This window comes from Asanoa sp. WMMD1127, from assembly GCF_029626225.1.
In the GTDB taxonomy this organism is placed as follows: domain Bacteria; phylum Actinomycetota; class Actinomycetes; order Mycobacteriales; family Micromonosporaceae; genus Asanoa.
Window position 1 is genome coordinate 276,522 of the sequence record NZ_JARUBP010000001.1, and the last position, 24,512, is coordinate 301,033.

At 72.6% G+C, this 24,512-nt stretch carries 24 protein-coding genes; 7 read left to right on the forward strand and 17 right to left on the reverse strand.

The features are described 5' to 3' along the window. Window positions 1-19 precede the first annotated feature (19 nt). Entirely contained in the window at window positions 20-766 is a 747-nt protein-coding gene (locus tag O7635_RS01445) for a DUF899 family protein (RefSeq protein WP_278078563.1), read from the reverse strand. A gap of 21 nt (window positions 767-787) precedes the next feature. Then, a complete protein-coding gene (locus O7635_RS01450) occupies window positions 788-979 on the reverse strand; it encodes a hypothetical protein (protein WP_278078564.1) in 192 nt (63 codons plus the stop codon). An 88-nt stretch (window positions 980-1,067) separates the two neighbouring features. On the opposite strand from O7635_RS01450, the gene O7635_RS01455 reads away from it, so the two are divergent. Next, a complete protein-coding gene (locus tag O7635_RS01455) occupies window positions 1,068-1,916 on the forward strand; it encodes an alpha/beta hydrolase (RefSeq protein WP_278078565.1) in 849 nt (282 codons plus the stop codon). Here O7635_RS01455 and O7635_RS01460 read toward each other — a convergent pair. Both O7635_RS01460 and O7635_RS01465 read right to left on the reverse strand, forming a co-directional pair. After that, window positions 1,904-4,846, reverse strand: coding sequence for a BTAD domain-containing putative transcriptional regulator (locus tag O7635_RS01460; protein ID WP_278078566.1), 2,943 nt, complete (start codon window positions 4,844-4,846; stop codon window positions 1,904-1,906). The genes O7635_RS01455 and O7635_RS01460 overlap by 13 nt on opposite strands. A gap of 394 nt (window positions 4,847-5,240) precedes the next feature. Further along, window positions 5,241-5,921 (reverse strand): hypothetical protein, encoded by a 681-nt coding sequence (locus tag O7635_RS01465; protein ID WP_278078567.1) that lies wholly within the window; start codon window positions 5,919-5,921, stop codon window positions 5,241-5,243. Between O7635_RS01465 and O7635_RS01470 the strand changes: the two genes are divergently transcribed. Further along, a complete protein-coding gene (locus O7635_RS01470) occupies window positions 5,914-6,960 on the forward strand; it encodes a hypothetical protein (RefSeq protein ID WP_278078568.1) in 1,047 nt (348 codons plus the stop codon). The genes O7635_RS01465 and O7635_RS01470 overlap by 8 nt on opposite strands. Window positions 6,961-7,022: 62 nt before the next feature. Here the strand turns inward: O7635_RS01470 and O7635_RS01475 are convergent, their stop codons facing one another. Together O7635_RS01475 and O7635_RS01480 are read right to left on the reverse strand one after the other, a co-directional pair. Continuing rightward, a complete protein-coding gene (locus O7635_RS01475) occupies window positions 7,023-8,318 on the reverse strand; it encodes a PHB depolymerase family esterase (protein WP_278078569.1) in 1,296 nt (431 codons plus the stop codon). Window positions 8,319-8,449: 131 nt separating this feature from the next. After that, window positions 8,450-9,321 (reverse strand): IS5 family transposase gene (locus tag O7635_RS01480; RefSeq protein ID WP_278078570.1). Its coding sequence is split into 2 segments (ribosomal slippage): window positions 8,450-8,961 and window positions 8,961-9,321, totalling 873 coding nucleotides; the frame shifts between segments, so codons are not numbered across the junction. A gap of 566 nt (window positions 9,322-9,887) precedes the next feature. Here O7635_RS01480 and O7635_RS01485 point away from each other — a divergent pair. After that, the gene (locus tag O7635_RS01485; RefSeq protein WP_278078571.1) at window positions 9,888-10,160 is read left to right on the forward strand and encodes a winged helix-turn-helix domain-containing protein; all 273 of its coding nucleotides are present in this window, start codon (window positions 9,888-9,890) and stop codon (window positions 10,158-10,160) included. Window positions 10,161-10,418: 258 nt separating this feature from the next. On the opposite strand, the gene O7635_RS01490 is transcribed toward O7635_RS01485, so the two are convergent. Further along, window positions 10,419-10,673, reverse strand: a complete 255-nt coding sequence (locus O7635_RS01490; protein ID WP_278078572.1) for a hypothetical protein — start codon at window positions 10,671-10,673, stop codon at window positions 10,419-10,421. A 161-nt stretch (window positions 10,674-10,834) separates the two neighbouring features. Continuing rightward, a complete protein-coding gene (locus tag O7635_RS01495) occupies window positions 10,835-11,656 on the reverse strand; it encodes a helix-turn-helix transcriptional regulator (RefSeq protein ID WP_278078573.1) in 822 nt (273 codons plus the stop codon). A gap of 155 nt (window positions 11,657-11,811) precedes the next feature. Between O7635_RS01495 and O7635_RS01500 the strand changes: the two genes are divergently transcribed. Together O7635_RS01500 and O7635_RS01505 are read left to right on the forward strand one after the other, a co-directional pair. Then, window positions 11,812-13,224 carry an aldehyde dehydrogenase family protein gene (locus tag O7635_RS01500; RefSeq protein WP_278078574.1) on the forward strand — a complete coding sequence of 471 codons (1,413 nt, stop codon included), beginning with the start codon at window positions 11,812-11,814 and terminating at the stop codon, window positions 13,222-13,224. 29 nt (window positions 13,225-13,253) lie between these two features. Next, on the forward strand, window positions 13,254-14,066 hold the full coding sequence (locus tag O7635_RS01505) for a DUF72 domain-containing protein (RefSeq protein ID WP_278085347.1): 813 nt from the start codon (window positions 13,254-13,256) through the stop codon (window positions 14,064-14,066). Here O7635_RS01505 and O7635_RS01510 read toward each other — a convergent pair. Next, window positions 14,063-14,536 (reverse strand): carboxymuconolactone decarboxylase family protein, encoded by a 474-nt coding sequence (locus O7635_RS01510; RefSeq protein WP_278078575.1) that lies wholly within the window; start codon window positions 14,534-14,536, stop codon window positions 14,063-14,065. The two genes, O7635_RS01505 and O7635_RS01510, sit on opposite strands and share 4 nt — an antisense overlap. A 411-nt stretch (window positions 14,537-14,947) precedes the next feature. Beyond that, the gene (map, locus tag O7635_RS01515) at window positions 14,948-15,766 is read right to left on the reverse strand and encodes a type I methionyl aminopeptidase (protein WP_278078576.1); all 819 of its coding nucleotides are present in this window, start codon (window positions 15,764-15,766) and stop codon (window positions 14,948-14,950) included. 58 nt (window positions 15,767-15,824) lie between these two features. Here map and O7635_RS01520 point away from each other — a divergent pair, with 58 nt between their 5' ends. Both O7635_RS01520 and O7635_RS01525 read left to right on the forward strand, forming a co-directional pair. Next, a complete protein-coding gene (locus O7635_RS01520) occupies window positions 15,825-16,094 on the forward strand; it encodes a helix-turn-helix transcriptional regulator (protein WP_278078577.1) in 270 nt (89 codons plus the stop codon). 75 nt (window positions 16,095-16,169) lie between these two features. Next, a complete protein-coding gene (locus O7635_RS01525; protein ID WP_278078578.1) occupies window positions 16,170-16,667 on the forward strand; it encodes a hypothetical protein in 498 nt (165 codons plus the stop codon). 42 nt (window positions 16,668-16,709) lie between these two features. On the opposite strand, the gene O7635_RS01530 is transcribed toward O7635_RS01525, so the two are convergent. From O7635_RS01530 to dhaK, 7 genes are all read right to left on the reverse strand, one after another. Then, complete coding sequence (locus tag O7635_RS01530; RefSeq protein WP_278078579.1) at window positions 16,710-19,451, reverse strand: BTAD domain-containing putative transcriptional regulator; 2,742 nt, start codon at window positions 19,449-19,451, stop codon at window positions 16,710-16,712. A gap of 94 nt (window positions 19,452-19,545) precedes the next feature. After that, on the reverse strand, window positions 19,546-20,397 hold the full coding sequence (locus O7635_RS01535) for a fumarylacetoacetate hydrolase family protein (protein WP_278078580.1): 852 nt from the start codon (window positions 20,395-20,397) through the stop codon (window positions 19,546-19,548). Window positions 20,398-20,475: 78 nt separating this feature from the next. Beyond that, window positions 20,476-20,766, reverse strand: a complete 291-nt coding sequence (locus O7635_RS01540; protein ID WP_278078581.1) for an HPr family phosphocarrier protein — start codon at window positions 20,764-20,766, stop codon at window positions 20,476-20,478. Continuing rightward, a complete protein-coding gene (gene dhaM, locus O7635_RS01545; protein WP_278078582.1) occupies window positions 20,750-21,151 on the reverse strand; it encodes a dihydroxyacetone kinase phosphoryl donor subunit DhaM in 402 nt (133 codons plus the stop codon). Before dhaM ends, O7635_RS01540 begins: the two co-directional genes overlap by 17 nt. After that, complete coding sequence (locus O7635_RS01550) at window positions 21,148-22,812, reverse strand: putative PEP-binding protein (RefSeq protein WP_278078583.1); 1,665 nt, start codon at window positions 22,810-22,812, stop codon at window positions 21,148-21,150. Before O7635_RS01550 ends, dhaM begins: the two co-directional genes overlap by 4 nt. After that, the gene (gene dhaL, locus O7635_RS01555) at window positions 22,809-23,444 is read right to left on the reverse strand and encodes a dihydroxyacetone kinase subunit DhaL (RefSeq protein WP_278078584.1); all 636 of its coding nucleotides are present in this window, start codon (window positions 23,442-23,444) and stop codon (window positions 22,809-22,811) included. The genes O7635_RS01550 and dhaL overlap by 4 nt, the downstream gene beginning before the upstream one ends. Next, on the reverse strand, window positions 23,444-24,430 hold the full coding sequence (dhaK, locus tag O7635_RS01560; RefSeq protein WP_278078585.1) for a dihydroxyacetone kinase subunit DhaK: 987 nt from the start codon (window positions 24,428-24,430) through the stop codon (window positions 23,444-23,446). The genes dhaL and dhaK overlap by 1 nt, the downstream gene beginning before the upstream one ends. Window positions 24,431-24,512 lie beyond the last annotated feature (82 nt).

The following is a 24,512-nucleotide window of genomic DNA, read 5'->3' on the forward strand; positions in this document are numbered from 1 at the left end:
TCTACATCATCGCGCCGCCTCAGCGTGCGGTCAGGTCGTCGGAGCGGCCGGCCTCGATGCGGGACCATTGCACGATCGGGCGGCCGTTCGTGCGCCAGACCTCGGGGTTGCGCGCGTCTCCCCAGCCCTGCGGCCAGCCCTCCGGGGAGTCCTCCCACGCCTCCTGGCGGCCGTAGACCGTCATGTCCCACAGGCCGTGCGTCGGTGTCATGATCTCGACGCCGCGGCCGCCCGTGTAGTAGGTCTCGAACACGCGCTCGCCGTCGCGGACGTAGAAGACCAGGTGGTGGCGCTGCCAGTCACGGCCTTCGAGAAGTTGCGGCGCCGTCTCGGCGGCCGAGTACCACGGCATGTCGAGGCCCAGGAAGTCCCGATAGCGGATGCTCTCCTCGAACGGACCCTTGCAGAGCACGGCGTACGTGGCGTCGCGTGAATGGATGTAGGACAGCTCGCGGATCTGGCTGTTGAAGAACGTGCAGCCCTCGCACTGCTCCGCGGCCGGTCGGCCCGGCCACCACGCGTGGTAATAGGCGATCAGCTGCTTGCGGCCCTCGAAGACGTCGAGGATCGTGACCGGGCCGTCGGGGCCGATGACCTCGATGCTCGCGTCGACCTCGACCATCGGCAGGCGCCGGCGGGCCGCGGCGATCGCGTCGCCCTCGCGGGTGTGTGCCTTCTCCCGTGCCAACAGTGCCTCGCGCGCCTCCTGCCAGGTCTTCCTGTCCACCACGGGTGGAAGGGCCGGGTCCGGTGTCTGGTCGCTCATGATTCGCCTCCAGCTTCGGTTCTAGTGGGTCGGCGCCGGGATGGTGCGCTTCTCGACGGTGTCGGCGAGTCGGCGCAGGGCCGCGGCGGTGAAGCGGCGCGCGCGTCGGCGGGGGGGCGCGGGCGCTCGGGTCGTGGGCGCCGTCGGGCGGGCGGACAGCACGTGCTGCCTGGTCGCGTTGTCGGCCATGACCATGGCGGTCGGTACGAGCATCGGACGCTCCTCTCGGCTGATGCAACCATTCGGTTGCTATAACCATATGGCAACCAGGCGGTTGCGTCAACCGGCGTACGCTCTGGTGGTGAGATCCACGAAGCGCGTCAACGGGGTCGAGCTGTGCGTCGAGACGTTCGGTGAGTCGACCGATCCACCCGTGCTGCTCATCGGGGTGACCATGCTGAGCTGGCCGGACGAGTTCTGTGCGGCGCTGGCCGGGCGGCACGTGGTGCGCTACGACCTGCGGGACGCGGGCGAGTCGACCTACGTCGACCCGGACGCGCCCGCATACGACCTGCGTGACCTGGTGAGCGACGCCGCCGCGCTGATCGACGCGCTCGGCCTCGGGCGCGCCCACGTCGTCGGGCTCGGCGTCGGCGGCTTCGTCGCCCAGCTGCTCGCTCTCGACCACCCCGACCGGGTCGCCTCGCTGACCCTGATCTCCACCCGGCCGGTCGCGCCCGGCCCGGTCGATCCCGACCTGCCGGAGCACGCGCCGGAGGTGATGGCCAACCTCTTCGAGCGGCCACAGCCCGACTGGACCGATCGCGAGAGCGTCGTCGACTACATGACGGAAGGCGGCCGGCTGATGGCGGGCTCGCGCGGCTTCACCGAGGCCGACGTCCGTGCGACCGCGGGTCGGGTCTTCGACCGGGCCGGCCGATCCGCGAAAGCGCAGCGGGCCAGCCATCTGGGCACCATGTTCGCGGCCATCGACAGCGGGCCGCGGTGGCGCGAGCGGCTCGGCGAGATCACCGTGCCCACGCTGGTGGTGCACGGCGACGAGGATCCGTTCTTCCCGCACGGCAACGGCGTCGCGCTGGCCGCGGAGATTCCCCACGCCACCTTGCTGACGCTGCCCGGCATCGGCCAGGGGCTCCCCCGGGTCGCCTGGCCGGTGGTGGCGGACGCGCTGTTACGTCACACCGCGTAGGTCTCCAGCAGCTCGTAGCCGTAGTCGCGGCAGATCGCCGACGCCTGCGCCGCGTAGTCGCCGGCCGCGGCGTCCGCGCCGCGCAGCCGATGAGCTTTGGCCAGGCCAATCAGGGCCTGCGCCTCCGCGTGCCGGGCGCCGTCGCCGCGGGACTGGGCGAGCACCTGTCGCAAGTGGACGATCGCGAGGTCGGCGTCGCCCGCCCGGAGGTCGAGCTCGGCCTGGGCGAGCAGGGCGTGGGCTTCCACCCACCGGTCGCCCACCTCGCGGCAGATGCGCAGGGCCTCGGTGGCCAGCGCCTGGGCCTCGACCGGGTCGGGGTGCGCGACGGCGAGCAGGCGCAGGATGTCGGCCTCGTTGCTGCGGGCGCCGGCCCGCCGATGCGTGGCCAGCGCGGCCTCGAGGTTGGTCAGCGCCTCCGCGCGCCGGCCCAGCAACAGATAGGCCTCGCCCAGGCACCCGTGCGCCGTGCCCTGGCCGTGCCACTCCCCGATCGTGGTCTCCAGATCGATGACCCGCCGGCAGTACGCGACCGCCTCAGTCAACCGCCCCTGCTGCAGCCGGATGTTGCCGAGGTTGGCCAACCGGGCGAGCTGCCCGGCGAGGCGGCCGATCCGGGTGTCGAGGTCGAGCGCCTCGAGGCTGTAGCGGGCCGCCAGGTCCAGTTGGCCCGTCTCGAACGCGACGTGCGCCAGGTTGCTCAGCGCCGAGGTCTGGCCTTCGGCCCAGCCACCGTCCCGGGCGAAGTCGAGCGCCCGCTGGAAGTCGTCGAGCGCCTGCGGGTAGTGGCATCGGGCCAGCAGGACGGTGGCCCGGCTCAGGTGGGCGGCGGCCTGGCCGAGCGGATCGTCGTCGGCCCGGGCGTACGCCAGCGCCGCCTCGGTGACCGGCAGCCATTCCGCGGACGGGGCCGTGAAGTCGAGGTGCCAGCGCAGGTGGTCGGTGAGGCGCCAGGCCGCCTCGCGGTGCGCCGGGCCGGCCGCCATGATCGCGGCGATCATGTTGTCGCGCTCGCTGTCGAGCCAGTGCGACGCGTCGGCGGCGCCGCCGAAGGCGACCCTGCGCGTCGGGTCCACAGTGGGCGGCAGCGGGAGGCGCACCACGTGCGGGTAGAGGAGATCCGCGGCGGCGTCCATCGTCGACAGGTAGTGGTCGTAGAGCCGGTCGAGCGCCGGGTCGCGGTCCGCGACGTCGCCGCGGCGACGGGCGTAGAGGCGCACCAGGTCGTGCCAGCGGTAGCGGCCGGGCGCCACCTGGTCGAGCAGGTGGTTGCGGGCCAGCGTGTCGAGCAGGGGTTCGACCTCGGCCGGCGACCCACCGGCCACAGCCGCGGCCGTCGGCACGGTGACCGTGTCGCCGGGGGCGGCGCCCAGCAGCCCGAACAGCCGGCGGGCGGCGGGCGGTTGGGCCTCGTACGACAGGTCGAAGGCCGTGGCCGTGGCCGTGGTGGCGTCGCCGGGCACACCGAGCGCGTCGAGCCGGTCGCCCGCCGCCAGCCGCCAGTTGTAGTGCCCGATGGGGATCAGCCCGGCGTTGAGGTTGGCGGCCGCGATCCGCACCGCCAGCGGGAGGTGACCGCAGAGCCGGGCCAGTTCGGCCGCCTCCGCCTCCGTGGCGCCGGGCACCAGCTTGCCGACCAGCTCGACCGCCTCGTCGGGCGCCAGCACGCCCAGTTCGAGCCCGACCGCGCCCTCCCGAGCGGTCAGCCCGCGCAGCTGGTCGCGGCTGGTCACCACCACCATGCAGCCGGGACCGCCGGGCAGCAGCGGCCGGACCTGGTCGGCCGTGGCGGCGTTGTCGAGCACCACGAGGATCCGGCGCACGGCGGTCACGCTGCGCCAGAGGCCCACGGCCTCGTCGAGCTCGCCCGGGATCTCGTCGGGCGCGACGCCCAGCGCGTGCAGGAAATGCGCCAGCGCCTCCATCGGCGCGACCGGTGGCCGGGCCGAGGCGCCCCGCAGGTCGAGACAGAGCTGGCCGTCGGGGAAGCGGTCGCGGGTGGAGTGTCCCCACTGGACGGCGGCGGCCGTCTTGCCGGCGCCGGCGAGCCCGGCGATGACGACGGGTGGGGCGGGCCGTCGCGCCGCGAGCGCGTCGAGGGTGGCGAACACGTCGTGCCGGCCGGCGAAGTCGACCACCGCGGCCGGTAGCTGCGCCGGCGTCACCGGGGCGACCGTGGGTGCGGCCAGCGTGCGGTCGTCGGTCAGCACCGCGTGTTCCAGGTCGCGGAGCTCCGGACCGGGCTCGATGCCGGTCTCGGTGACCAGCACGTCGCGTACGCGGCGGTAGGCCTCCAACGCCTCGGCCCGCCGGCCGCAGCGGTAGAGCGCGATCATCAGGTGCCGGGAGAGGCGCTCGCGCAGCGGATGCTCGCGCGCCAGGGTGGCGAGGTCCTCGACGATCTCGGTGTGCTGGCCCATCGCCAGCTGCGCACCGAACCGCTCCTCCAGCGCGGCGAGCCGGAGCTGTTCCAGGCGGGCGGCCTCGGCGGCGACCGTGAGCGTCGGCGGCACGTCGGCCAGCGCAGCGCCCCGCCACAGCGCCAGCGCGCCGGAGAGCTGCCGGGCCGCGTCGGCCATCCGGCCCTCGGCGACGTAGCGCCGGCCGCTGCGTACCATCCGCTCGAAGATCTGGATGTCGACCGCGTCCGCGTCGGTCACCAGCTCGTAGCCGGCCGCCCGGCTGACCACCTCGCCGGCCTCGCCCGCGCGCAGCAGCCGCCGCAGCCGCATGACGTAGCCGTTGACCGCGCTCGCCGCCGTGCGGGTCGGCCGCTCACCCCAGATCTCGTGGACCAGCCGGTCGCGTGGCACAGGCCGCCCCGGCTCGGCCAGCAGCACGGCCAGCACGATCCGGAGGTGTGTCGCGGTGATCGGCGCCCACTGCGCCCCGTCCCAGATCCGCACCGGACCCAGTGCTTGTATCCGCACGACCCAACCCCATCGATTTATCGCGGATTCATCGATGAATTATCACCCCTCTCTAGCGTCGCCGCAGGGCGTGGGATCGATCGACGTCGCGCGCTGTCCAGCCCATCGAGAGGAGAGGCCAGCCTATGAAATCGCCGTTTGGCGGCAGCGGGAGACCCGTCGCCGGAGCGTTGGCGGCCGTGGCCACGATCGCGCTGCTGATGGTGGTCGCGATCCAGGTCGTACCCCGGTCGCCGTTGACGATTCGTGCCGTCGCGGCGGAAGCGGGTGCGGATCCGGACACCTGTGTACGCGACATCGAGTACCGCGGAGTGAAGAGCCGCTGGGAGTTCGACCCGTGCATCTCGAACAGTGGGCCGTTGCCGGCCGACGTGATGCGGGAGTTGGAGGCCGATTATCGGGATTCGCAGCAGCCGGAGCCGGCGGACGAGCCCGAGTGTGAGACGACGGCCACGCCCGATGCGGTCGCGGCCCGGAATGTCGCGGCGGTCGGCACGGTGATCGCCGATCCGACCACCACGTGGGATCCGGAGCCGACTGCCAGTCCGAGCTCGAGTCCCAGTGGCAGTCCGAGTCCGAGCTCCAGTCCGTGCGCGAGTGGGTCGCCGTCGGGCAGTCCTAGCGGGTCGGCGAGTCCGAGCGGGTCCGCGAGCCCGAGCGGGTCCGCGAGCCCGAGCGAGTCGGCGAGTCCCAGCGAGTCGGCGAGTCCCAGCGAGTCGGCCAGCCCGAGCGAGTCCGCGAGCCCCAGCGAGTCGGCCAGTCCCAGTGGGTCGGCCGGTCCCAGTGGGTCGGCCGGTCCCAGTGAGTCGGCCAGTCCGTCGGCCAGTCCCAGTGAGTCCGCCAGCCCGTCGGCGAGCCCGAGCGAGTCGGCCAGCCCCAGCGAGTCCCCGTCGGAGACACCGACCGACCCGCCGACTGATCCGCCGACGGAGCCGACGGATCCGCCGACCGGTCCCCCGCCGCCCGACCCGAAGCCCTGCTCGGACGCGGGTAATGACGAGGAGATCGTCGACGCGCGCAAGGACCGCTTCTGCCCGGGCCGCGACCCCGCCAATCCGGTCGTCCTGGTGGCCACCGGCGACTCCGTCACGTCGGCGCACCTGCAGCGCACGTACCACTTCCCGATGGGCCAGTGCGTCGGCAACACGGCCGAGGACAACGTCCGGCACCTGCCGGGCAACGACATGATGTTCAGCTACGCCGGTAAGTACGCGACGAACCTCAACCGGAACGTCGTCGAGTACTTCAACTTCGCGCGTACGGGCTACACGACGTCGGACATCCTCGGCGCCGGCTGGGACACGCCCGACGCGTGCCACAACCCGTGGCACCGGAACTCGTCGCCCGCGGACCTGGCCGAGCGGGCGATCCGGCAGGCGAAGGCCGAGAAGAAGGCGGCCTACTTCGTGAGCACCGGTGGCGTCAACGACACCAACTGGACGGAGGTACTGACCGCGCTGACGGAGTGCGGCACGATCGACTACTACAAGCAGTTCGCGCAGGAGTACTTCACCAAGCACAACAAGCCCTGGCAGGCCGTGATGAAGTGGTTCGACGGCCAGGGCAACTACGCGGCCAAGTCCGCGGTCATCAACGGCGGCTCGTGCCACCTGCGGGTGGAGGGCGACATCACCGACCACGACTACTTCCACAAGAAGATCGACGTTCCTGTCTATAATGGACCGACCCACTACAACGCCATCAAGCAACGGGTCACCGACATCATCGAGACGATGCTGGCGGCCGGCGCCGACAAGGTGGTCTGGATGGGCTACTACGACATCAGTCCCGCCCGACTCGACTTCGGGGCGTTCGGTGAGACGTACCGCCAGAAGGTGTCGAAGGTTCTCCAGGACATGCTGCCCGGGCGGATCCCGTTCTCGGTGCGCCCGCTGCTCGACGACCCCGGCTGGCAACAGACCGTCGGACAATGGACGGCGGCGATGAACAACGCGATCTGGCAGGGCGTGCCGCAGAACGAGAAGGTGCGGTTCGTCACCCCGCCGGCGCTGCGTAGCGGCGACATCCAGCAGACGGGCCTGGGCGGTTGCCCGCACCCCAACGAGCCTGGCCACACCGCGCTGGCCAACGCTCTGGACCGCACGTTCGGCTGAACCCCTCATGTTAGGAACGGTCCGTTCCGATTGGAGCGGACCGTTCCTAACGGCGTCCGAACTCAGAGTGCGGTGCAGGTCAGCGCCGGGGTGGTGGGTGCGGTGCCGTTGGCCTGGAAGCCGAACTCGGTGGCCGTGTTCGCCGCCAGGCGGCCGTTGTAGGACACATTGGACACCTGAGTGGTGGCGCCGGTGCCGGAGAACTGGCCGCTCCAGGAGTTGACGACGGTGGAGCCCGCCGGCAGCGGCAGGCTAACCCGCCAGCCGTTGATGGCGGTGCCGCCGGCGGTGACGCGGACGGCGGCCACGTACCCGCCCTGCCAGGAGCTCGTCACCCGGAACGCCGCGGTGCAGCCGCCCTGGCCTGGACCGGGACCGGGGCCGGGTGGCGGCGTGGTGGGGCCGCCGGTCGGTGGGTCGGAGGTGGGCGGGTTCGACGGGCCGGCGGTGTTGAGGCCGAAGAAGGCGATCACGGCCGACGCCGGCACGGGCAGGTTGTGCGAGGTGTTGGCCATGCTGATCGCCTCGACCTGCACCTGACCCGAGCTGTTGGCATAGCGGGTGCGGGTCCAGCCCGACTGCGGGCTGTCGGTCGAGGTCGGCGTCTGGCTCAGCCCGTGCACGTTGGTCCACTGTTTGACGGCTTCGCCGAAGTTGACGTACGACAGCGTCTCGTCGTTGGTCCCGTGCCACAGCTGCACCCGCGGTCGTGGGCCGGTGTAGCCCGGATAGGCGTTGCGGACCAGGTCGCCCCACTGCTGCGGTGTGCGGGTGAGTTGGCCCTGCGCGCACTGACTGTTCCATTTGGACGGACCGGCGAAACAACCGAAGGGTACGCCCGCGAACGCCGAGCCGGCCCGGAACACGTCGGGGTAGGCGCCCAGCAGCACATTGGTCATCATGGCCCCGGAGGAGACGCCGGTGACGAACGTGCGCGCGGGGTCGGCGTTGTAGTTCTGCTGCACGTACCGCGTCATCGAAACGATGCTCAACGAGTCGCTGCCGCCGTTGTGGGTCAGGGTGGCGGTCGAGGCGACGTCGAAACACCCGTCGCTGGCGGTGACGGAGGGATAGACGACGATGTAGCCGTACTGGTCGGCGAGGCGCGCGTACTCGGTGCCGTTGTAGAAGGCCGGCCCGCTGCCGGTGCAGTAGTGGACGGCGACCAACAGCCCCGGGCGGGCGGCGACGCGGTCGGGGACGTAGAGGTACATCCGGAGGTTGCCGGGGTTGGCGCCGAAGTTGGTGACCTCGGTCAGGGACGCGGCCCGGGCCGGCGACGCCACGAGCAGAGTTGCCGCCACGACGGCGGCGGCCGCCACGATCCAGAGAGCATGCAGTGCCTTGGGAAGCCTCATCTCGCTCCTGATGCGGGAGGCGCGGGGACGCTGCCCGCGCGGTTCGAGCGCTGCCGTTGCCCTCGGCAGTTTGACGTGCGGCCGCGAAGCGGCCGAGGCTCCCGCCGGCAGACTAGGGCGTGTCCTGGCGATCATCGGAGCCAGATCAACGCGGCGACGAGGAGCAGGCTTGACCGGTAGAGGGCGGCGCGTTTGGCGAAGCGGGTGGCCAAGGCACGCCATTGTTTGAGCCGGTTGAAGCAGCGTTCCACGACGTTGCGTTGTCGGTAGACGTGCGGGTCGAACGTGGGTGGGCGTCCGCCGCGGCTGCCTTTGGCAGCCCGGCGGGCGACCTGGTCGGACCGTTCCGGGATGGTGTGTGGGATACCGCGCCGGCGTAGCCCGCTGCGGGTCGGGTCATGGGCGTAGGCCTTGTCCGCGATCAGCATCCGCGGCTTCTTACGCGCCCGACCGCGTCCAGACGTGTGGACCGCGATGGCGTCCAGCAGCGGGAACAACAGCGGATTGTCACCGGCTTGCCCGGCGGTCAGCAACACCGACAACGGCCGCCCGCGGCCGTCGACCGCGAGGTGGATTTTGGTGCTCAGGCCGCCCCGGGACCGGCCCAACGCCTCACCATCCGCCGCTGGTATGGCCACACCACCGGCAGATCCCCTTTTTTGCGTGCCCCGGCGGCGTGCTGGTGGGCACGCACAACACTGGAGTCCACGCTGATGATCCATTCGACTGGTTGGCCGTCGTCGTAGACCTGCGCCCGGGCCAGGATCAGTTCCCAGGTGCCGTCCGTGGTCCACCGCCGCAGCCGCTCGTGGCAGGTTTTCCACGGCCCGTAGCGTTCCGGCAAATCCCGCCAGGGCGCCCCGGTCCGCAACTTCCACAAGATCCCGTTGATCACCTGACGGTGATCACGCCACCGCCCGGACCGACGACCAGGCTCGGGCAGCAACGGCCCGATCACCGCCCAAGCCTTGTCCGTCAACTCACCACGACCTACACCCGACACATCAACCAGAAACGATCAACTGATCGCCAGGACACGCCCTAGGCCGCCGCCGTCTGGAGCAGCACCCGTTTTCGAAACCCGCGAGTTCCGGCGGGGCGTGACGGCTGCGCGGGGCCTGGCGCGATCCGGCGGCCCGGCGGTCAGATCCGGCCGAGCCGCTCGACACGGTCCGGCCGTCCGGCACCGGCACGGTCCGGTCCGGCGCGGCCGGGCGGTCCGGCGCGGCCGGGCGGTCCGGCGCGGCCGGGCGGTCCGGCGCGGCCGGGCGGTCCGGCGCGGCCGGGCGGTCCGGCGCGGCCGGGCGGTCCGGCGCGGCCGGGCGGTCCGGCGCGGCCGGGCGGTCCGGCGCGGCCGGGCGGTCCGGCGCGGCCGGGCGGTCCGGGGCGGTCGAGGGGCCGGCGGGGCCGGCGGTGAGTGCTGCCCGGCGCGGCCCGGCGGTCCGGCGGTCCGTGCGCGGCCCGGTCGGGTGGCTTGGCCAAGTTGGCACGAGGCGGCCTTGACGCGACCGTCCCGCGCAGCAATAGTAGCCATTGTAACCAGCGATGTAGTGATGGGAGGAGAGTGTGATGCCCCACCGGCCGAGCTACCTGGACATCGTCGACGACATCCGCCAGCAGATAGTCAGCGGCCAGCTAGCCCCCGGCGCCACGCTCCCCACCTGCCGCGAGATGTGCGTGACCTACCAGGTAAGCCGCCAGACCGTCGGGAGCGCGATGATCGTCCTCCGCACGCAAGGCCTGATCGTCGGCCACCAAGGGCGCGCGGTCTACGTAACGGCGGACCCCCATCGCATTCCATCGGCCGCGAACCCCGCGGGCAGCGAATCGCCGCACGCCTGAACCGATCGCATGCGCGGACTCAACGACCAACGCGGCGCGGTCGACTGGCGAAGCCAAGGCCGCACCGCGCCGCCGCCGTCTGACAGTCGTCATCCATAACCGGCGCCGGTCGGCTGCGGCTCGCGACAGGCGCCGACCGCCGCCAATTGCACGGCACGGCGGTGGCGACGTCGGCCGCCATGCGTCGCGTCGACCTGCGGCGTAGCCCGTCGCCAGCCACCGGCGATGAGCACGGCACGGCCGCGGCGACGTCGGCCGTCATGCGTCGCGTCGACCTGCGGCGTAGCCCGTCGCCAGCCGCCGGCAATGGGCACGCCACGGCCGCGCGATGTCGGCCGTCATGCGTCGCGTCGAGCTGCGGCGTAGCCCGTCGCCAGCCGCCGGCGATGGGCACGGCACGGCCGCGGCGACGTCGGCCGTCATGCGTCGCATCAACCTGCGGCGTAGCCCGTCGCCAGCCACCAGCACGGTGCCGACAAAGACGGCCGGCTCGCGGGCGCGCAACGTCGACATATCCACGATCATCGTTATAACTGACGTCATACATAACCCGCCGGTGCCGGTGGCGAGCGTCGACCGGCGTCGTCGCCGCCGTCCACAACCCGCGCTGGGCGGCGCCCGCCGTTATGACTGACGTCATACATAGCCGACAAGATGCGGGTTGCCGGTCGCGGCTAGCTGGCTGGGGCCGCGAGGAGGGTGAGCTTTTCTGCTGTGCCCGTGCCAGGGACCGGGGTGAGGACCTGCAGGGACTGGGAGTGGTCTGGGTCCAGGAGGATCTGACAGTTCAGGTCCAGGCGGCCCAAAGTCGGGTGGTCGATGCGTTTCACGCCGCAGTCCGCCGCCGCTACCGGATGCTCACGCCAGATCGCAGCGAACTCCGCGCTGCGGTCCAGCAACGCCCGCACCACTGCGCCGGCGCGGGAGTCCGGGCCCGAGCGGGTGTAGGAACGCCGCAGGTCCGCCACGATCAGGCGGCTGTGTCGGTCGTGCTCCGCGATCGGGTACAGCAGCCTTGACGTGGGGTCCGTGAACCAGCGGTAGTGCAGGCTGCCAGACAGTCCGGTGTGGACGGTCTGGTCACCCAGCAACAGAACGGCGAGCGGCGTCTGCGTCAGCGTTTCGCCCAGGTCGCCGACCACCTGGGCCGCCGCGCCGGACAGGCCCGCGAACACCTCGCGCATCCCCGGATTGACGCGGTCACCACCGGGCCGGGGCGGCGACGGGTAGCCGCCCAGCCGGTACAGGTGGTCCCGCTCCTCGGCCGTCAGCCGCAGGCCGGCGGCGATCGCCCCGAGCACCTGGCGCGACGGGTGCGGGCCGCGCTGCTGCTCGATGCGGCTGTAGTAATCCGTCGACACGCCGCTGCGCGCCGCCACCTCCTCGCGGCGCAACCCGCCCGTGCGGCGGCGACGGCCGCGCGGCAACCCCACGTCCTCCGGTTGCACGGCCGCCCGCCGCGTGCGGAGAAACGAGGCCAAGCCGGCGCGATCCATGACCGGTTCCCTTCATGCGACAGTGACCCGGGTCACCGGCGAGACAACGATGACCTCACAACACAAACCAACACCGCCGACAGCCGGCGTGTTTCCGCAGGCAGGGACACGTTGTCCCTGGTTAGCGCCCAAACGCCGAGCCAAGACTCGACCGTATGAGACTCCATCACTGGATCGACGGCACCCCGGCGGCGGCCGCCACCGACGCCACCATCGATGTCGTCAACCCCGCCAACGGCGAGATCGCCGGCGTGATCCCGGCCGGCACCGAGGCGGACGTCGACCGCGCCGTCGCCGTCGCGAAGGCCGCCTTCCCGGCCTGGTCGGCGACCGAGCCCAACCACCGAGCCGAGATCGTGCAGCGGATCGGCAACGGCCTAGACGCCCGCCGCGACCAGCTCGCCGCCGCCATCACCGCCGAGATGGGCGCGCCCGCCGCCCTCGCCCGCACCGCCCACATCGACTTCCCCACGGCGGTCGCGGAGTCGTTCGCCGACCTGGCCGCCACCTTCGAATGGACCAAGAGGATCGGCAACTCCCAGGTCGTACGCGAGCCCATCGGGGTCGTCGGCGCCATCACCCCGTGGAACTTCCCGCTCCAGCAGGTCATGTCGAAGATCGCGCCGGCCCTGATCGCCGGCGACACCGTGGTGCTCAAGCCCTCGGAGCTCGCACCCCTCACGGCCGGCATCCTCGCGGAGATCAGCAAGGAGGCGGGCCTGCCGCCCGGCGTCCTCAATGTGGTCCACGGGACCGGCCCGGTCGTCGGCGAAGCCATCTCGGCCCATCCCGACATCGACATGATCTCGTTCACCGGATCGACCCGTGCCGGCAAGCGGATCGGCGCCGTCGCCGCCCAGACGGTCAAGCGGGTCGCGCTCGAGCTCGGCGGCAAGGGCGCCAACGTGATCCTGGCGGGCGCCGACCTGTCCAGCGCGGTCGAGGTGGCTCTGGGTCGGGCCTTCGTCAACGGCGGCCAGGTCTGCGGCTCGTGGCCACGGCTGCTCGTACCCGCCGATCGGCATGACGAGATCGTCGAGCTGGCGGTCGAAGCGGCGCGGAAATACACGGTCGGCGACCCGAACGACCCCACCACCGTGATCGGCCCGCTGGCCACCGAGGCGCACCGGCAGAAGGTCGACGGCTACATCCGGCGCGGCATCGAGGACGGCGCCACGCTCGTCTTCGGCGGCCCGGGCCACCCCGACGGCCTCACCCACGGTGCGTACGCCCGACCGACGATCTTCGCCGACGTCGACCCGTACTCCGTGGTCGCGCAAGAGGAGATCTTCGGTCCGGTTCTGACCATCACGCGGTACGCCGACGAGGACGAAGCGGTCGCGATCGCCAACGCCACGGCGTACGGGCTGACGGGTGGGGTCTTCGGCCCGGCGCACCGCGCGCTCGCCGTGGCCAGCAGGATGCGCGCCGGCCAGATCGACGTCAACGGCGGCCACTGGAACGCGCTGGCCCCGTTCGGCGGCTACAAGCAGTCGGGCAACGGGCGCGAGTTCGGCGCGATGGGGCTGGAGGAGTTCCTGGAGACCAAGGCGATCCAACTACCGTAGGGCGCATGCGTCTTTCTGTGGGCTGCGCGATGTGGACGCTCAAGTCGTGGCACGGCCGGTTTCTGCCCGAGCGGTCGACGGAACGGCTGCGGTCGTACGCCGAGTGGTGTGACGCCGTCGAGGGCAACACCACGTTCTACGCGACGCCGGCCCGATCGACGGTGGAGTCCTGGGCGGCGCAGACGGACCCCGACTTCCGGTTCGTGGTCAAGCTGCCCCGCGAGATCACCCACGAGCGGCGGCTCGCCGAATGTGGCGAGCCCCTGCGGGCCTTCCTCGACGCGATCGAGCCGTTGGGCCCGCGTACGCACGCCCTCTGGATCCAGCTTCCCGGCTCGTTCGGACCCGCCGACATCGGGACGCTGGCGGCCTTCCTGCGCCGGCTGCCCGCGTTTTGCCGCTACGCCGTGGAGGTACGCCATACCGCGTTCTTCAACGACCGGCGCGCGGGGGCGGCCCTGGAGCAGGCGCTGGCACTGGTCGCGGCGGAGTGGATCCCGTTCGACACCACGGCGTTCTTCGCCCGACCGCCGACCAGCGCGGCGGAGCGGGAGGCCTGGTCGAAGAAACCGCGCATGCCGTTGCGTACGCGGGCGTTGACGCAGTTCCCGATCGTCCGCTACCTGGGCCGCGATGCCGCGGACGCGACGGTCGACGGCTGGCAGCGGTGGGTCGAGACCACGGCCGGCTGGCTGCGCGAGGGCCGCTCGCCGACGGTCTTCGTGCACACACCGGACAACGCCGACGCACCGGCGCTGGCCCGCCGCTTCCACGCGGAGGTACGGGCCCGGGTGCCGGACCTGCGGTCACTGCCCGAACCCGTACCGTCGACGCTCTTCTAGTCGAACATGCCGGGCTGGTAGCCGCCGGCCGGCTGCTGCACCATCACGTTGAAGCGGTTGAACGTGTTGATGATGGCGATCGCCGCGACCAGCGCGCCGAGTTGCTCCTCGTCGTAGTGCTTGGCCGCGGCGGCCCAGGCCTCGTCGCTCACCCCACCCGCCGCGTCGGCGATGCGGGTGCCCTGCTCGGCCAGCTCGAGCGCGGCCCGCTCGGCCTCGGTAAACACGGTCGCCTCCCGCCAGGCGGCCACCATGAGCAGGCGCTGCGCCGTCTCGCCGGCGGCCAGCGCGTCCTTGCTGTGCATGTCGACGCAGTACCCACACCCGTTGATCTGGCTGGCCCGCAGCTTCACGAGCTCCAACGTCGCGTAGGGCACGGTCGACTCCTTGACGGCCTTGCTGGCGGCGGTCAGGTACTTCATCGCCTTGCCGGCGACGGCGCTCTGAAACAGATCGAGGCGAGCTTCCATGACGAACTCCTGTGCGCTCGGAAACGGGTACACCCCTTCGACCGCACAGCCCCGCGCGATGTGAGCGACGACAGACCCGATGTGATCGGTGACACGGTCACGAGGCGCGACCCGGCGACCTCGAACCGCCGAGGGTCGAGGAGCGCCCTGGGTCTGCTCGAAGGTCGCTCGTCGCTCTGGGAGGCACTGCATTGCGGCGCGTCGTACCGGCACGCCGCCGCGCGGGCAACGGATTGAGATCTTGGTACGGGAACGCTCCTATAACGACATTAATTTACCTAGATCTGATCAGGCTCGCTCCAGACGTGGACCCGAAAGGTGCCGATGAAGATCGTTTGATCGCCGGTCGAGCGTGCTCCAGGAGCTTGAGGCTGATCGCTGCCCGTGGATGTCGGAGCGTTGCGCTGGTGGTCAGGAGGCTGCGCCTGGGTTCTGGGCCGGTTCAGCGGAGGTGGGGTCCGGTGTCGGGCGGGCGGTCAGGACCCGGGGGCCCGCGGCCGTGACCGCGACGGTGTGTTCCGAGTGGGCCGTGCGCGAGCCGTCGGCCGACCGGATCGTCCAGCCGTCCTTGTCGTATTTGATCTTGTCGGTCGTCGCGCACAGCCACGGCTCGATCGCGATCGTGAGGCCCGGCTCCAGCTTGATGCCGCGTCCCGCCCGGCCGTCGTTGGCCACGTGCGGTGACTCGTGCATCGTGCGGCCGATGCCGTGGCCGCCGAACTCGCCGTTGACGCGGTAGCCGTAGGAGTGCGCCACCTCGCCGATCGCCGCCGAGACGTCGCCCAGGCGGCCGCCCGGCTGGGCCGCTCGGATGCCGGCCGCGAGCGCCACCTCCGTGGCCTCGATCAACTTCAGGTCGTCCGGGGAAGGCGTGCCGACGACGAAGGACCAGGCCGAATCGGCGACCCAGCCGTCGATGCCGACCGCCATGTCGATGCTGAGGAGGTCGCCGTCGCGGAGGACGTAGTCGTGCGGTAGGCCGTGCAGTACTGCGTCGTTGACCGACAAACACAAAACGTTGCGGAACGGGCCGCGGCCGAAGGACGGGGCGTAGTCCCAGTAGCAGGACTCGGCGCCGCGTTCCTTGATGCGGCGGCGGGCGTGGTGTTCGACGTCCAGCAGGTTGACGCCGACCGCGGCGACGCCGCTCAGCTCGGCCAGCAGCTCGCCGACGAACTGGCCGGCCACCGCCATCCGGCCGATCTCCGCGTCGGACTTCAGCTCGATCACGCAATCTCCCATCGCCGGTATTTTTATACCACGCCCGAGGGAGGCTATCCTGGCCGGCATGGTTCGCCAACCGCTCACCCCCGCGCAGATCGCCGCGGGTCAGCGTCTCGGCGCCGCGCTGCGGGTCGCGCGGGGCGGTCGCAGCCTCGTCGAGGTGGCCCTGGCCGCCGGCATCTCCCCCGAGACCCTGCGCAAGATCGAGGCCGGTCGGCTGCCCGCCCCGGCTTTCGGGACCGTGGTCGGCCTCAGCCAGGCCCTCGCCGTCCCGCTCGGCGACCTCGCCGAGGTCTGGCTGACCGACGCCGTGCCGGTCCGCCAAGCGTCATAGGAAGAGCGCCACAACATCTCCACAACCGCGACCACCTAGGAAGTGAAAGGACCACGACCTAGGAGGCGATGATCGATGGGCAAGGCGACGGTGGCCGCGATCGCGGTGGGGCTGGTGGCGTCACTCGGGCAGGTCGCGCCGGGCGCGCCGGAGGTGCCCGGCTGCAGCGGGGCACGGCACCTCTCGATCGACGACGTGAGCGCGTTCGAAGGCGACACGCCCGCGCGGGCGGCCAGCCGGTTCGCGTTCAAGGTGACGAGCACCGGCTGCCCCGTCCCGATCGTCCTGTCCTACGAGGTCGCCTCGGTCGACGACGCCTCGCCGCTCGACGTGGATACGGGCGTCGGCTTCCTGTGGCTTCCGGCGGGCGACATGTCGTCGCGGACGATCACCGCGCAGGTCACGCCGGACAACTGGGCCGAGCACGACGAGGTGTTCGTGGTGTGGTTGAAGGATCCCGAGGTCCACGGCGTCGTGGTCGACAAGTGTGTCGGCGTCGGCACGATCGAGAACGACGACGTCGGCATCGTCTTCGGCCCCAAGATCTGGGCCCGCCTGCACTGCTCCGAATGACGTCAGGGCAGCCGGCGTGACGTCAGGGCTGCCGGCATGACGTCAGGGGAGCCGGCGCAGCTCCGCCCGGGCCCGGTCGGCCACGAAGTCGTCCGCCAGCTCCTCGGCGATGGCCAACGCCTCGTCCAACGGCTTGCCGGCCTCGGCACCCCGACCGGCCGCGATCAGCGTCGCACCGATCTCCACCAGCGTCCGCGCCTCGTAGCGCCGGTTGCCCGCCGCTCGCCGCAACGCCAGCGACGCCGCGAACGCCGCCAGCGCCGGCTCGGACGCCCCGGTCGAGCGGTGGGTCTCCCCGATGCCGTGCTGGATCGCGGCCTCGAGCCGCCGGTCGTCGGCGTCCCGCGCGAGTCGCAGCCCGGAGCGCAGCTGGAGCAGGCTCTCCTCGGGCTGACCGACGCGGGCATAGAGATGGCCGAGGTTGTTGAGCGCGAGGATCGCGCCGAGGGTGTGCGCGTTGGCGACGTGCACGGCGTGCGCCTCGTGGCAGGCGTCGATCGCCTCCTCGAAGCGGCCCAGCTCCCCGTATGCCGCCGCGAGGTTGTTGTAGGCGTGGCCGATCCCGCGCTTGTCCCCCGCCGCCGCCATCAGCCGCAGCGCCTCGCGGAGGTGGTCGAGCGCCGCCTCGTACTGGCGGGCCGCGATGTGGGCCACGCCCAACCCGCTGCGCATCAGCCCTTCGACGACCGGATCGTTGGCCTGTTGCGCCGCCGCCAGGCCCAGCCGGTTGATCGCGATTCGGCTGTCGGTGTGGCCCCGCGACTCGAAGTAACCGCTGATCAGATAGCTGAGCTGCCAGACGGCCCGGTGGTGGCCCGTGCGCAGGGCGAACGCCGCGACCGGCACCAGGTTGTCCCGCTCGCTGTCGAGGAACGCCAGCACCTCGTCGGGGTCGCCGCCGAACGGCAGCTCCCGGGGCGGGTGCGCGAGCGTGGCGACGACCCGGTCCCGGCCGCGGTCGAGCACCCGGTTGGCCGCGTCGGCGATCGCCACGTACCAGTCGAGCAGCCGGCCGACCGCGGCGCCGGACTCGCCGTCGGTCGCCGCGCACTCCACGGCGTAGCGGCGCATCAGGTCGTGGAACCGGTAGCGGCCGACCGCGACCTCGCTCAGCAGGTGCGCGGCGGCGAGCTCGTCGACGCCCCGCCGTCCCCGCCCGTGGGTGTCGCCGACGACCGCGGCCGCCAGCCACGACGAGACCGTGCTGCCCGGGTGCAGGCCGACGAGGCGGAACATCCGGGCGGCCGGATCGCTCAGGGCCTGGTAGGCGCCGGCGAACACCGCCCGGACACTGTGGTCGTCGACCGACAGCGCGTCGAGCCCGCTGTCGGACAGCTCGGCCACCAGCTCGGCGATCGGCTGGCGCGGCCGGCCGGACAGGCGGGCCGCAGCGACCCGCAACGCGATCGGGATCCGGCCGCACAGCTGGGCGAGCCGGTCGGTCGCGTCCGGCTCGGCGGCCACCCGCTCGGCGCCGAGGACCCGGGTGAGCAGGGCCTGCGCCTCACCGGCGGCCAGGGCGTCGAGTTCGACGTGCCGCACACTGTGGTACGCGGAGACGGCGGCGAGCCGGTGCCGGCTGGTGACGAGGATCCGGCTGGTCGGCGAGTTCGGCACGAGCGGCAGCACGTGGTCGGCCGTGCCGGCGTTGTCCAGCACGATCAGCGCCCGCCTCTCGTGGATCAGCGACCGGTAGAGCGCCGTCCGCTGCTCCACCGAGACCGGGCGCCGGTCGGGCGGCACGCCGAGGCCGTCGAGCACCCGCGCCACCACCTCGCCGGGCGTCAACGCCGCGTCCGGGTCGTGCCCGCGCAGGTCCACGAACACGATGCCGCCCGGGAACTGCTGAGCCGCCTCGTGCGCCCACTCCACGACGAGCGCGGTCTTGCCGATGCCGGCGGAACCGCGTACGACCGTGATCTGGGTTTCGGGTGTCCGCGTCGCGAGCCAGTCCCGCAGCAGGGCCAGCTCGGCGGAGCGGCCGGCGAAGTGGCCGACCCGGGGCGGGAGGCCGGCGGCCGACGGCGCGGACGACACCGCCAGCTCGCCGCGGAGGATCGCCGCGTGCAGGTCGTTGACCCGCGGGCCGGGGTCGACGCCGAACTCGGCGGCGAGATGGGCGCTCAGCCGGCGGTAGCGGTCGAGGGCGTCGACGTGGCGTCCACAGTGGAAGAGGGCGAGCATGAGCAGCTCGACGAGGCGTTCGCGGGTGGGGTGGGCGGCGGCGAGGCGTTCGAGCTCCGCGACGGCCTCGACGTGCCGGCCCAGGCGCAACCGGGCGTCCCAGAGGTCTTCGGTGGCCGCGAGCCGGATCTCCCCGAGCCGCTCCGCCTCGGCCCGGCCCCAGCCGTCGGGCTCGCCGTCGGCCAGGGCGTCGCCGCGCCAGGCGGCCAGGCCGTCGGTGAGCAGCGCCGCGGCCCGGTCCGGCTCGTCGGGCAGGCAGGCCCGGGCGTCGCGTACGGCGTCCTCGAACCGATGGGCGTCGACCTCGTCGCGCGGCAGCTGCAGCAGGTAGCCGGGCTCCCTGGTGAGCAACACCCCGGGGAGCCCACACGACTCGAGCGCCTGCCGCACGCGGGAGACGTGGCTGTGCAGCGTGCGCACCGCCGTGCGCGGCGGGTCCTCACCCCAGAGGGCGTCGACCAGCCGTGACCGGGGTACGACCGTGCCCGCAGCGAGGGCCAGCAGGGCGAGCAGGGTCCGCTGCCGGGCGCCGACCAGCGCGGCGGGCCCCGCCGGACCGTCGACGGTGACCGGGCCGAGCACGCGCACCCGCGGTGCCACCGCCGACCACCTGCCCTTCGCGCCGTCCGCGCCACCACCGTGGCACAAGGGGGTGGCGGCGCGGCGTCAAGTGCAGGCAAACAGACACCAGCGGTCAGGCTTGACCGACGCGCTGGCGCTGGCGACCCAGGCTCTCGATCTCGAGCTCCATGACGTCACCGGCGGCCAGATAGGGGAAGCGGCCGGACAGGGCCACGCCCTCGGGGGTGCCGGTGTTGAGCAGGTCGCCCGGCTCGAGCACGGTCACCTGGCTCAGCTGGTGGATCAACGTCGCCACGGAGAAGATCATGTCGGCGGTGGTCGAGTCCTGGCGCGGCTCACCGTTGACCCAGGACCGCAGCCGCAGCGCCTGCGGGTCGGCGATCTCGTCGGCGGTGACCAGCCACGGGCCCAGCGGGTTGAACGTCTCGCAGCTCTTGCCCTTGGACCACTGGCCGCCGCTCTGCTTGATCTGGAACTCGCGCTCCGACACGTCGTTGGCGATGGCGTAGCCCGCGACGTGGGACAGCGCCTCCTCCGGCGACGACAGGTAGCGGGCGCGCCGGCCGATCACGACCGCGAGCTCCACCTCCCAGTCGGTCTGCTTGGAGCCGCGCGGCACGAGCACCTCGTCGTCGGGGCCGACGACGGTGTTCGGCGCCTTGTAGAACATCACCGGCTGCTCCGGCGGCGTCGCGCCCGACTCAGCGGCGTGCGCGGCGTAGTTCATCCCGATGCAGAGCACGACGCTCGGCCGGGCGATCGGGGCGCCGACCCGCTGGCCGGTCGCGTCGAAGGCGGGCAGGGAACCGGCGGTGTGCGCGGCGCGGACCCGCTCGATGCCGTCGGCGGCGAAGAACGCCGGGTCGATGTCGGGCGTGACGCCGCTCAGGTCGAAATGTCGACCCGACGCGTCGAGCAGGACGGGACGCTCGGCGCCGGCCGGTCCGATCCGCATCAGTCGCATGCCGCTTCTCCTTCGCTCCGCCGGCGACGAGCCGCCGACCCTCCCAGGGCGAGTCGCACGCTACCCCGGCGGGCTGGGTCAGCTCTCGTCGGCTTCGGCGGCGGTCAGAATCCGGGCGGCCTCGTCGGCGACGGCGTCGGCGTCCGGACCGGTGACGGTGACGGTGACCTCGGTGCCGGTCACCGCGCCCATCGCCATCACGGCGAGTACGCCGCGGGCGTTGGCCTTCTTCTCCCCCGCGACGAGCTGGATGGTCGCGTCCTTGTGCCGCCCGGCGAGCTGGGCGAGCTGGCCGGCGGGCCGGGCGTGCAGCGCTTTGGGCAGCACCACCACCCGCTCCGCGACGCCGGCGTCAGAACTTGGGGGCATCCCGCGCCTCCTCGGCGGCCGTGGCGACCGCGTCCAGGTCGGCCCCGCTGCCGGCGGCCACCGCGGCGGCGACCGCGCCCTCGACGAACGGCGCGTCCACCAGGCGGGCGGTGACCTCGCCGCTCAGGTCGGCCAGCACCGTCCGGGCGCTGAGCACCGCGCTGCCGAGGTCGGGGATCAGCAGCACGCCGGAGCCCGCGTCGGCGTCGCCGATGGCGGACTCGATCAGGTCGGGGCTGGTGCCGAGGCCCCCGTCGCCGGTCCCGCCGGCCGGCACGACGGTCGCGCCACCGGAGATCTGCCGCACCAGCTCCGCCGCGCCCTCGGCGAGCCCGGCGCTGTGCGAGACCAGCACGATGCCCACGAGTCCCAGGCCTTCGGTCATGGCATGGCCACCTCGATCCGTTCCTCGACCAGCTCGGCGACGTCGGCGGCGCCGCCCAGGCGCAACGCGTCGGTGAACAGTGCCCGGCACTGCCCGGTGTCGAGCCGGCGCAGCCGCCACCGGGTCTCGTCGATCCGGGCGACGGCCACGCTCACGGCGCGCACGCCGGCGCCGAACAGCAACGGCAGCGTAGTCGGGTGCGAGCCGGCGTCGCCGCAGACGGTGAGCGGCGGCAGCCCGGCGCGGACGGACGCGTCCACCACCCGGCCGATCAGCGACAGCACGCGCGGGTGGGCGGCCAGCTCGGTGCGCGCCCGCGGGTCGACCCGGCTCAGGTCGAGCACCTCGGCGGTCAGGTCGTTGCTGCCGATCGAGACGAAGTCGACGACCTGGCAGACGGCGTCGATGTCGCGGACGGCGGCGATGGTCTCGATCATCGCGCCGACCGGCGGGGGTGGCACGCCGAGGGCGGCCGCGGCCGCCGCGACCGCCTCCCGGACCGGCGCCAGCTGCGCCGGGCTCGACACCATCGGCACCATGATCCGCAGGCCGACGTCGCGGCCGAGGTCGATGATCGCCCGGACCTGCGCGGTGACGGCGTCCGGGTTGGCCAGCAGCGTCGGCAGCCCGGCCGGCGGCGACAGGAACTGCGGGATCTTGTCGTTGGCGAAGTCGAGCAGGCGGACGGTGACCGGCCGGCCCCGCGCCTCGGCCAGCAGGGGGGCCAAGGTCCGCCGGTGGTCGGCCTCGCTGGGCCAGCGGTCCGCCTCCAGGAAGGGCAGCTCGGTGCGGACCAGGCCGCTGCCGATGGCCCCGCTGTCCAGGGCGAGGCGAACCTCCACATCGGACGCCACGTTGGCGTAGAGGGCGAAGGCCTGGTCGTCGGCCGTGACGTGCGGCAGGCCGCGCTCGGCGGCCAGGGCGGCCCGGCGCGACACCGCGCGGGCGGTCGCCGCGTCGGTGCGGGCCACCTCGTCGGCGGACGGCTCGGCCACCACGGCGCCGGCGTCGGCGTCGACCAGCAGGTCGGTCGCGTCGGGCAGGTCCAGCACCTCCGCGTCGATGCCCATGACCAGCGGGATGCCGACCGAGCGGGCGACGATCGCGGCGTGGGAGTTGGCGCCGCCCCGCACCGCGACGGCGCCGACGAGGCCCGCGCCGAGGTGCTCAATCAGGTCGGCCGGGCCGAGGTCGCCGGCGACCAGCACGAAGCGGTCGTCGGGCGCGCCCCGGCCACCGCCGGGATAGGCGAGCCGTTCCAGCACCCGGCGGCCGACCTGGCGCACGTCGGCGGCCCGCTGGCGCAGCGCGTCGTCGGGCAGCGAGTCGAGGATGGTGGCGTAGCCCTCGACCGCGTCGTGGACGGCCGGCAGCGGCGGGTCGGCGCCGGCCGCCTGCTTGGCCGAGTCGACGAGGTCCGGGTCGGCGGCGATCAGCGCCCCGACCGCGACGATGTCGGCGGCGGCGGTGCGGCCCTGCGCGCGTACCCGCTCGGCGACGCGGTCCAGGTCGGCCGCGACCGCCGCGAACGCCGCCTCGACGTCATCCGGTCCGATGTGGACGGCACCGGCCGGCAGCGGTCGGTCGGCCCGCCACGAGCCGGCGACCGCGGCGCCCGGCGCGACCCCCTGACCGGTCCACCGGTGCGCGACCGACGTCACGAGGCCTCACCGGCGGCCACCGTGGCCAGCGCGCGCAGGATCAGGGTGGTCGACGCCGCGCCGGGGTCCTCGTGACCGATGGTGCGCTCGCCGAGATAGCTGGCCCGGCCTTTGCGGGCCAGCATCGGCACGGTCTCCGCGAGGCCGCGTTCGGCCGCCTCCGCCGCCGCCCGGGCCGCCGCGGGCAGGTCGGCCCCGTCCTGGACGGCGACCTGGTAGGCGGTGACCGCCGGACCGAGCGCGTCCAGCATCGTCTTGTCGCCCTCCTGGGCGGCGCCGAGCTGCTTGATCCCGTTGAAGGCGGCCTCCAGCGCGCTGCCGAGCTTGGCCGCGTCGACCTCGGCGACGTCGGCCAGCGCCTTGCCGGCCTGGCGGAACCCGGTGCCGTAGAGCGGGCCGGACGCGCCGCCGGTCTTGCTGATGAGCGCCCGCCCGACCGTCTGCAGCACCGCGCCCGGCGTCTCCGCCTCCGCCTTGTCGAGCATCTCGTCCGCCGCCTGGAAGCCGCGGCGGAGGTTGATGCCGTGGTCGCCGTCGCCGATCGCGGCGTCGAGCCGGGTCAGCCGCTCGGCGTCCGCGGTGATCAGGCGGGACGCCTCGTGCACCCACGCGACGAACGCGCTGGTGTCCATCAACGGCCCCAACGCAGCGCCGGCGTCTGCACCGGCGCGTCCCACAGCTCGGTCAGCTCCGGCGTCAGCCGGGCCACGGTGATCGAGCAGCCGGCCATCTCCAGGCTGGTGATGTAGTTGCCGACCAGGTTGCGGGTGATCGTGGCACCGTGCCCCTCGAGCCATTCGGCGACCGCGGCGTAGACCACGTACAGCTCCAGCAGCGGGGTGCCGCCGAGGCCGTTGACCATCACCAGCACGTCGCCGGAGAGCGGCATGTCGGCGTGGATCGCCTCGAGCGCCACACCGGCGATCTCGCGGGCGGTGGTCATCTGGCCGCGGGCCCGCCCCGGCTCGCCGTGGATGCCGACGCCGATCTCGATCTCGTCGTCGCCGAGCTCGAAGCCGGGCTTGCCGGTGGCCGGGATGACGTTGGCGCTCAGCGCCACACCGAACGAGCGGGAACGATCGTTGACCTCGCGCCCGATGGCGGCGGTGGCGGCCAGGTCGGCGCCGCGCTCGGCGGCCGCGCCGGCGATCTTCTCGACGAAGACGGTGCCGCCGGTGCCCCGCCGACCCGCGGTGTAGGTGCTGTTCTCCACCGCCACGTCGTCGTTGACCAGCACCGACTCGACCTGGAGGCCGTCGTCGCCGGCCAGCTCCGCGGCCATCTGGAAGTTGAGCACGTCACCGGTGTAGTTCTTCACGATGTGCAGCACGCCCGCGCCGCCGTCGACCGACTTGGTGGCGGCCAGCAGCTGGTCGGGCACCGGGGAGGTGAACACCTCGCCCGGACACGCGGCGTCGAGCATCCCGTAGCCGACGAACCCGCCGTGCAGCGGCTCGTGCCCGGAGCCACCGCCGGAGACCAGGCCCACCTTGCCCGAGGTCGGGCCGCGGGTGATGTACCGGTCCTCCATGTTGACCGTCAGGTCCGGGTACGCGGCCGCGAACCCCACGAGCGCGTCGGTGAGCACGCCGTCCGGCGCGTTGATCAGCTTCTTCACGACTCTGACTCCTTATCCGGGCTGTACCGCGGGCGTCCTACTGGAGCGAGGCGGCGAAACCAGGATCAGCCCCGCGAAAGGT

Excerpts from the sequence above, each read along its gene's own strand:
- O7635_RS01445 (WP_278078563.1), bottom strand. The coding sequence starts at position 766 with ATGAGCGACCAGACACCGGACCCGGCCCTTCCACCCGTGGTGGACAGG.
- O7635_RS01450 (WP_278078564.1), bottom strand. The coding sequence starts at position 979 with ATGCTCGTACCGACCGCCATGGTCATGGCCGACAACGCGACCAGGCAG.
- O7635_RS01475 (WP_278078569.1), bottom strand. The coding sequence starts at position 8,318 with ATGAGGCTTCCCAAGGCACTGCATGCTCTCTGGATCGTGGCGGCCGCC.
- O7635_RS01485 (WP_278078571.1), top strand. The coding sequence starts at position 9,888 with ATGCCCCACCGGCCGAGCTACCTGGACATCGTCGACGACATCCGCCAG.
- O7635_RS01490 (WP_278078572.1), bottom strand. The coding sequence starts at position 10,673 with ATGTCGACGTTGCGCGCCCGCGAGCCGGCCGTCTTTGTCGGCACCGTG.
- O7635_RS01495 (WP_278078573.1), bottom strand. The coding sequence starts at position 11,656 with ATGGATCGCGCCGGCTTGGCCTCGTTTCTCCGCACGCGGCGGGCGGCC.
- O7635_RS01500 (WP_278078574.1), top strand. The coding sequence starts at position 11,812 with ATGAGACTCCATCACTGGATCGACGGCACCCCGGCGGCGGCCGCCACC.
- O7635_RS01505 (WP_278085347.1), top strand. The coding sequence starts at position 13,254 with ATGTGGACGCTCAAGTCGTGGCACGGCCGGTTTCTGCCCGAGCGGTCG.
- O7635_RS01510 (WP_278078575.1), bottom strand. The coding sequence starts at position 14,536 with ATGGAAGCTCGCCTCGATCTGTTTCAGAGCGCCGTCGCCGGCAAGGCG.
- O7635_RS01520 (WP_278078577.1), top strand. The coding sequence starts at position 15,825 with ATGGTTCGCCAACCGCTCACCCCCGCGCAGATCGCCGCGGGTCAGCGT.
- O7635_RS01525 (WP_278078578.1), top strand. The coding sequence starts at position 16,170 with ATGGGCAAGGCGACGGTGGCCGCGATCGCGGTGGGGCTGGTGGCGTCA.
- O7635_RS01535 (WP_278078580.1), bottom strand. The coding sequence starts at position 20,397 with ATGCGACTGATGCGGATCGGACCGGCCGGCGCCGAGCGTCCCGTCCTG.
- O7635_RS01540 (WP_278078581.1), bottom strand. The coding sequence starts at position 20,766 with ATGCCCCCAAGTTCTGACGCCGGCGTCGCGGAGCGGGTGGTGGTGCTG.
- dhaM (WP_278078582.1), bottom strand. The coding sequence starts at position 21,151 with ATGACCGAAGGCCTGGGACTCGTGGGCATCGTGCTGGTCTCGCACAGC.
- dhaL (WP_278078584.1), bottom strand. The coding sequence starts at position 23,444 with ATGGACACCAGCGCGTTCGTCGCGTGGGTGCACGAGGCGTCCCGCCTG.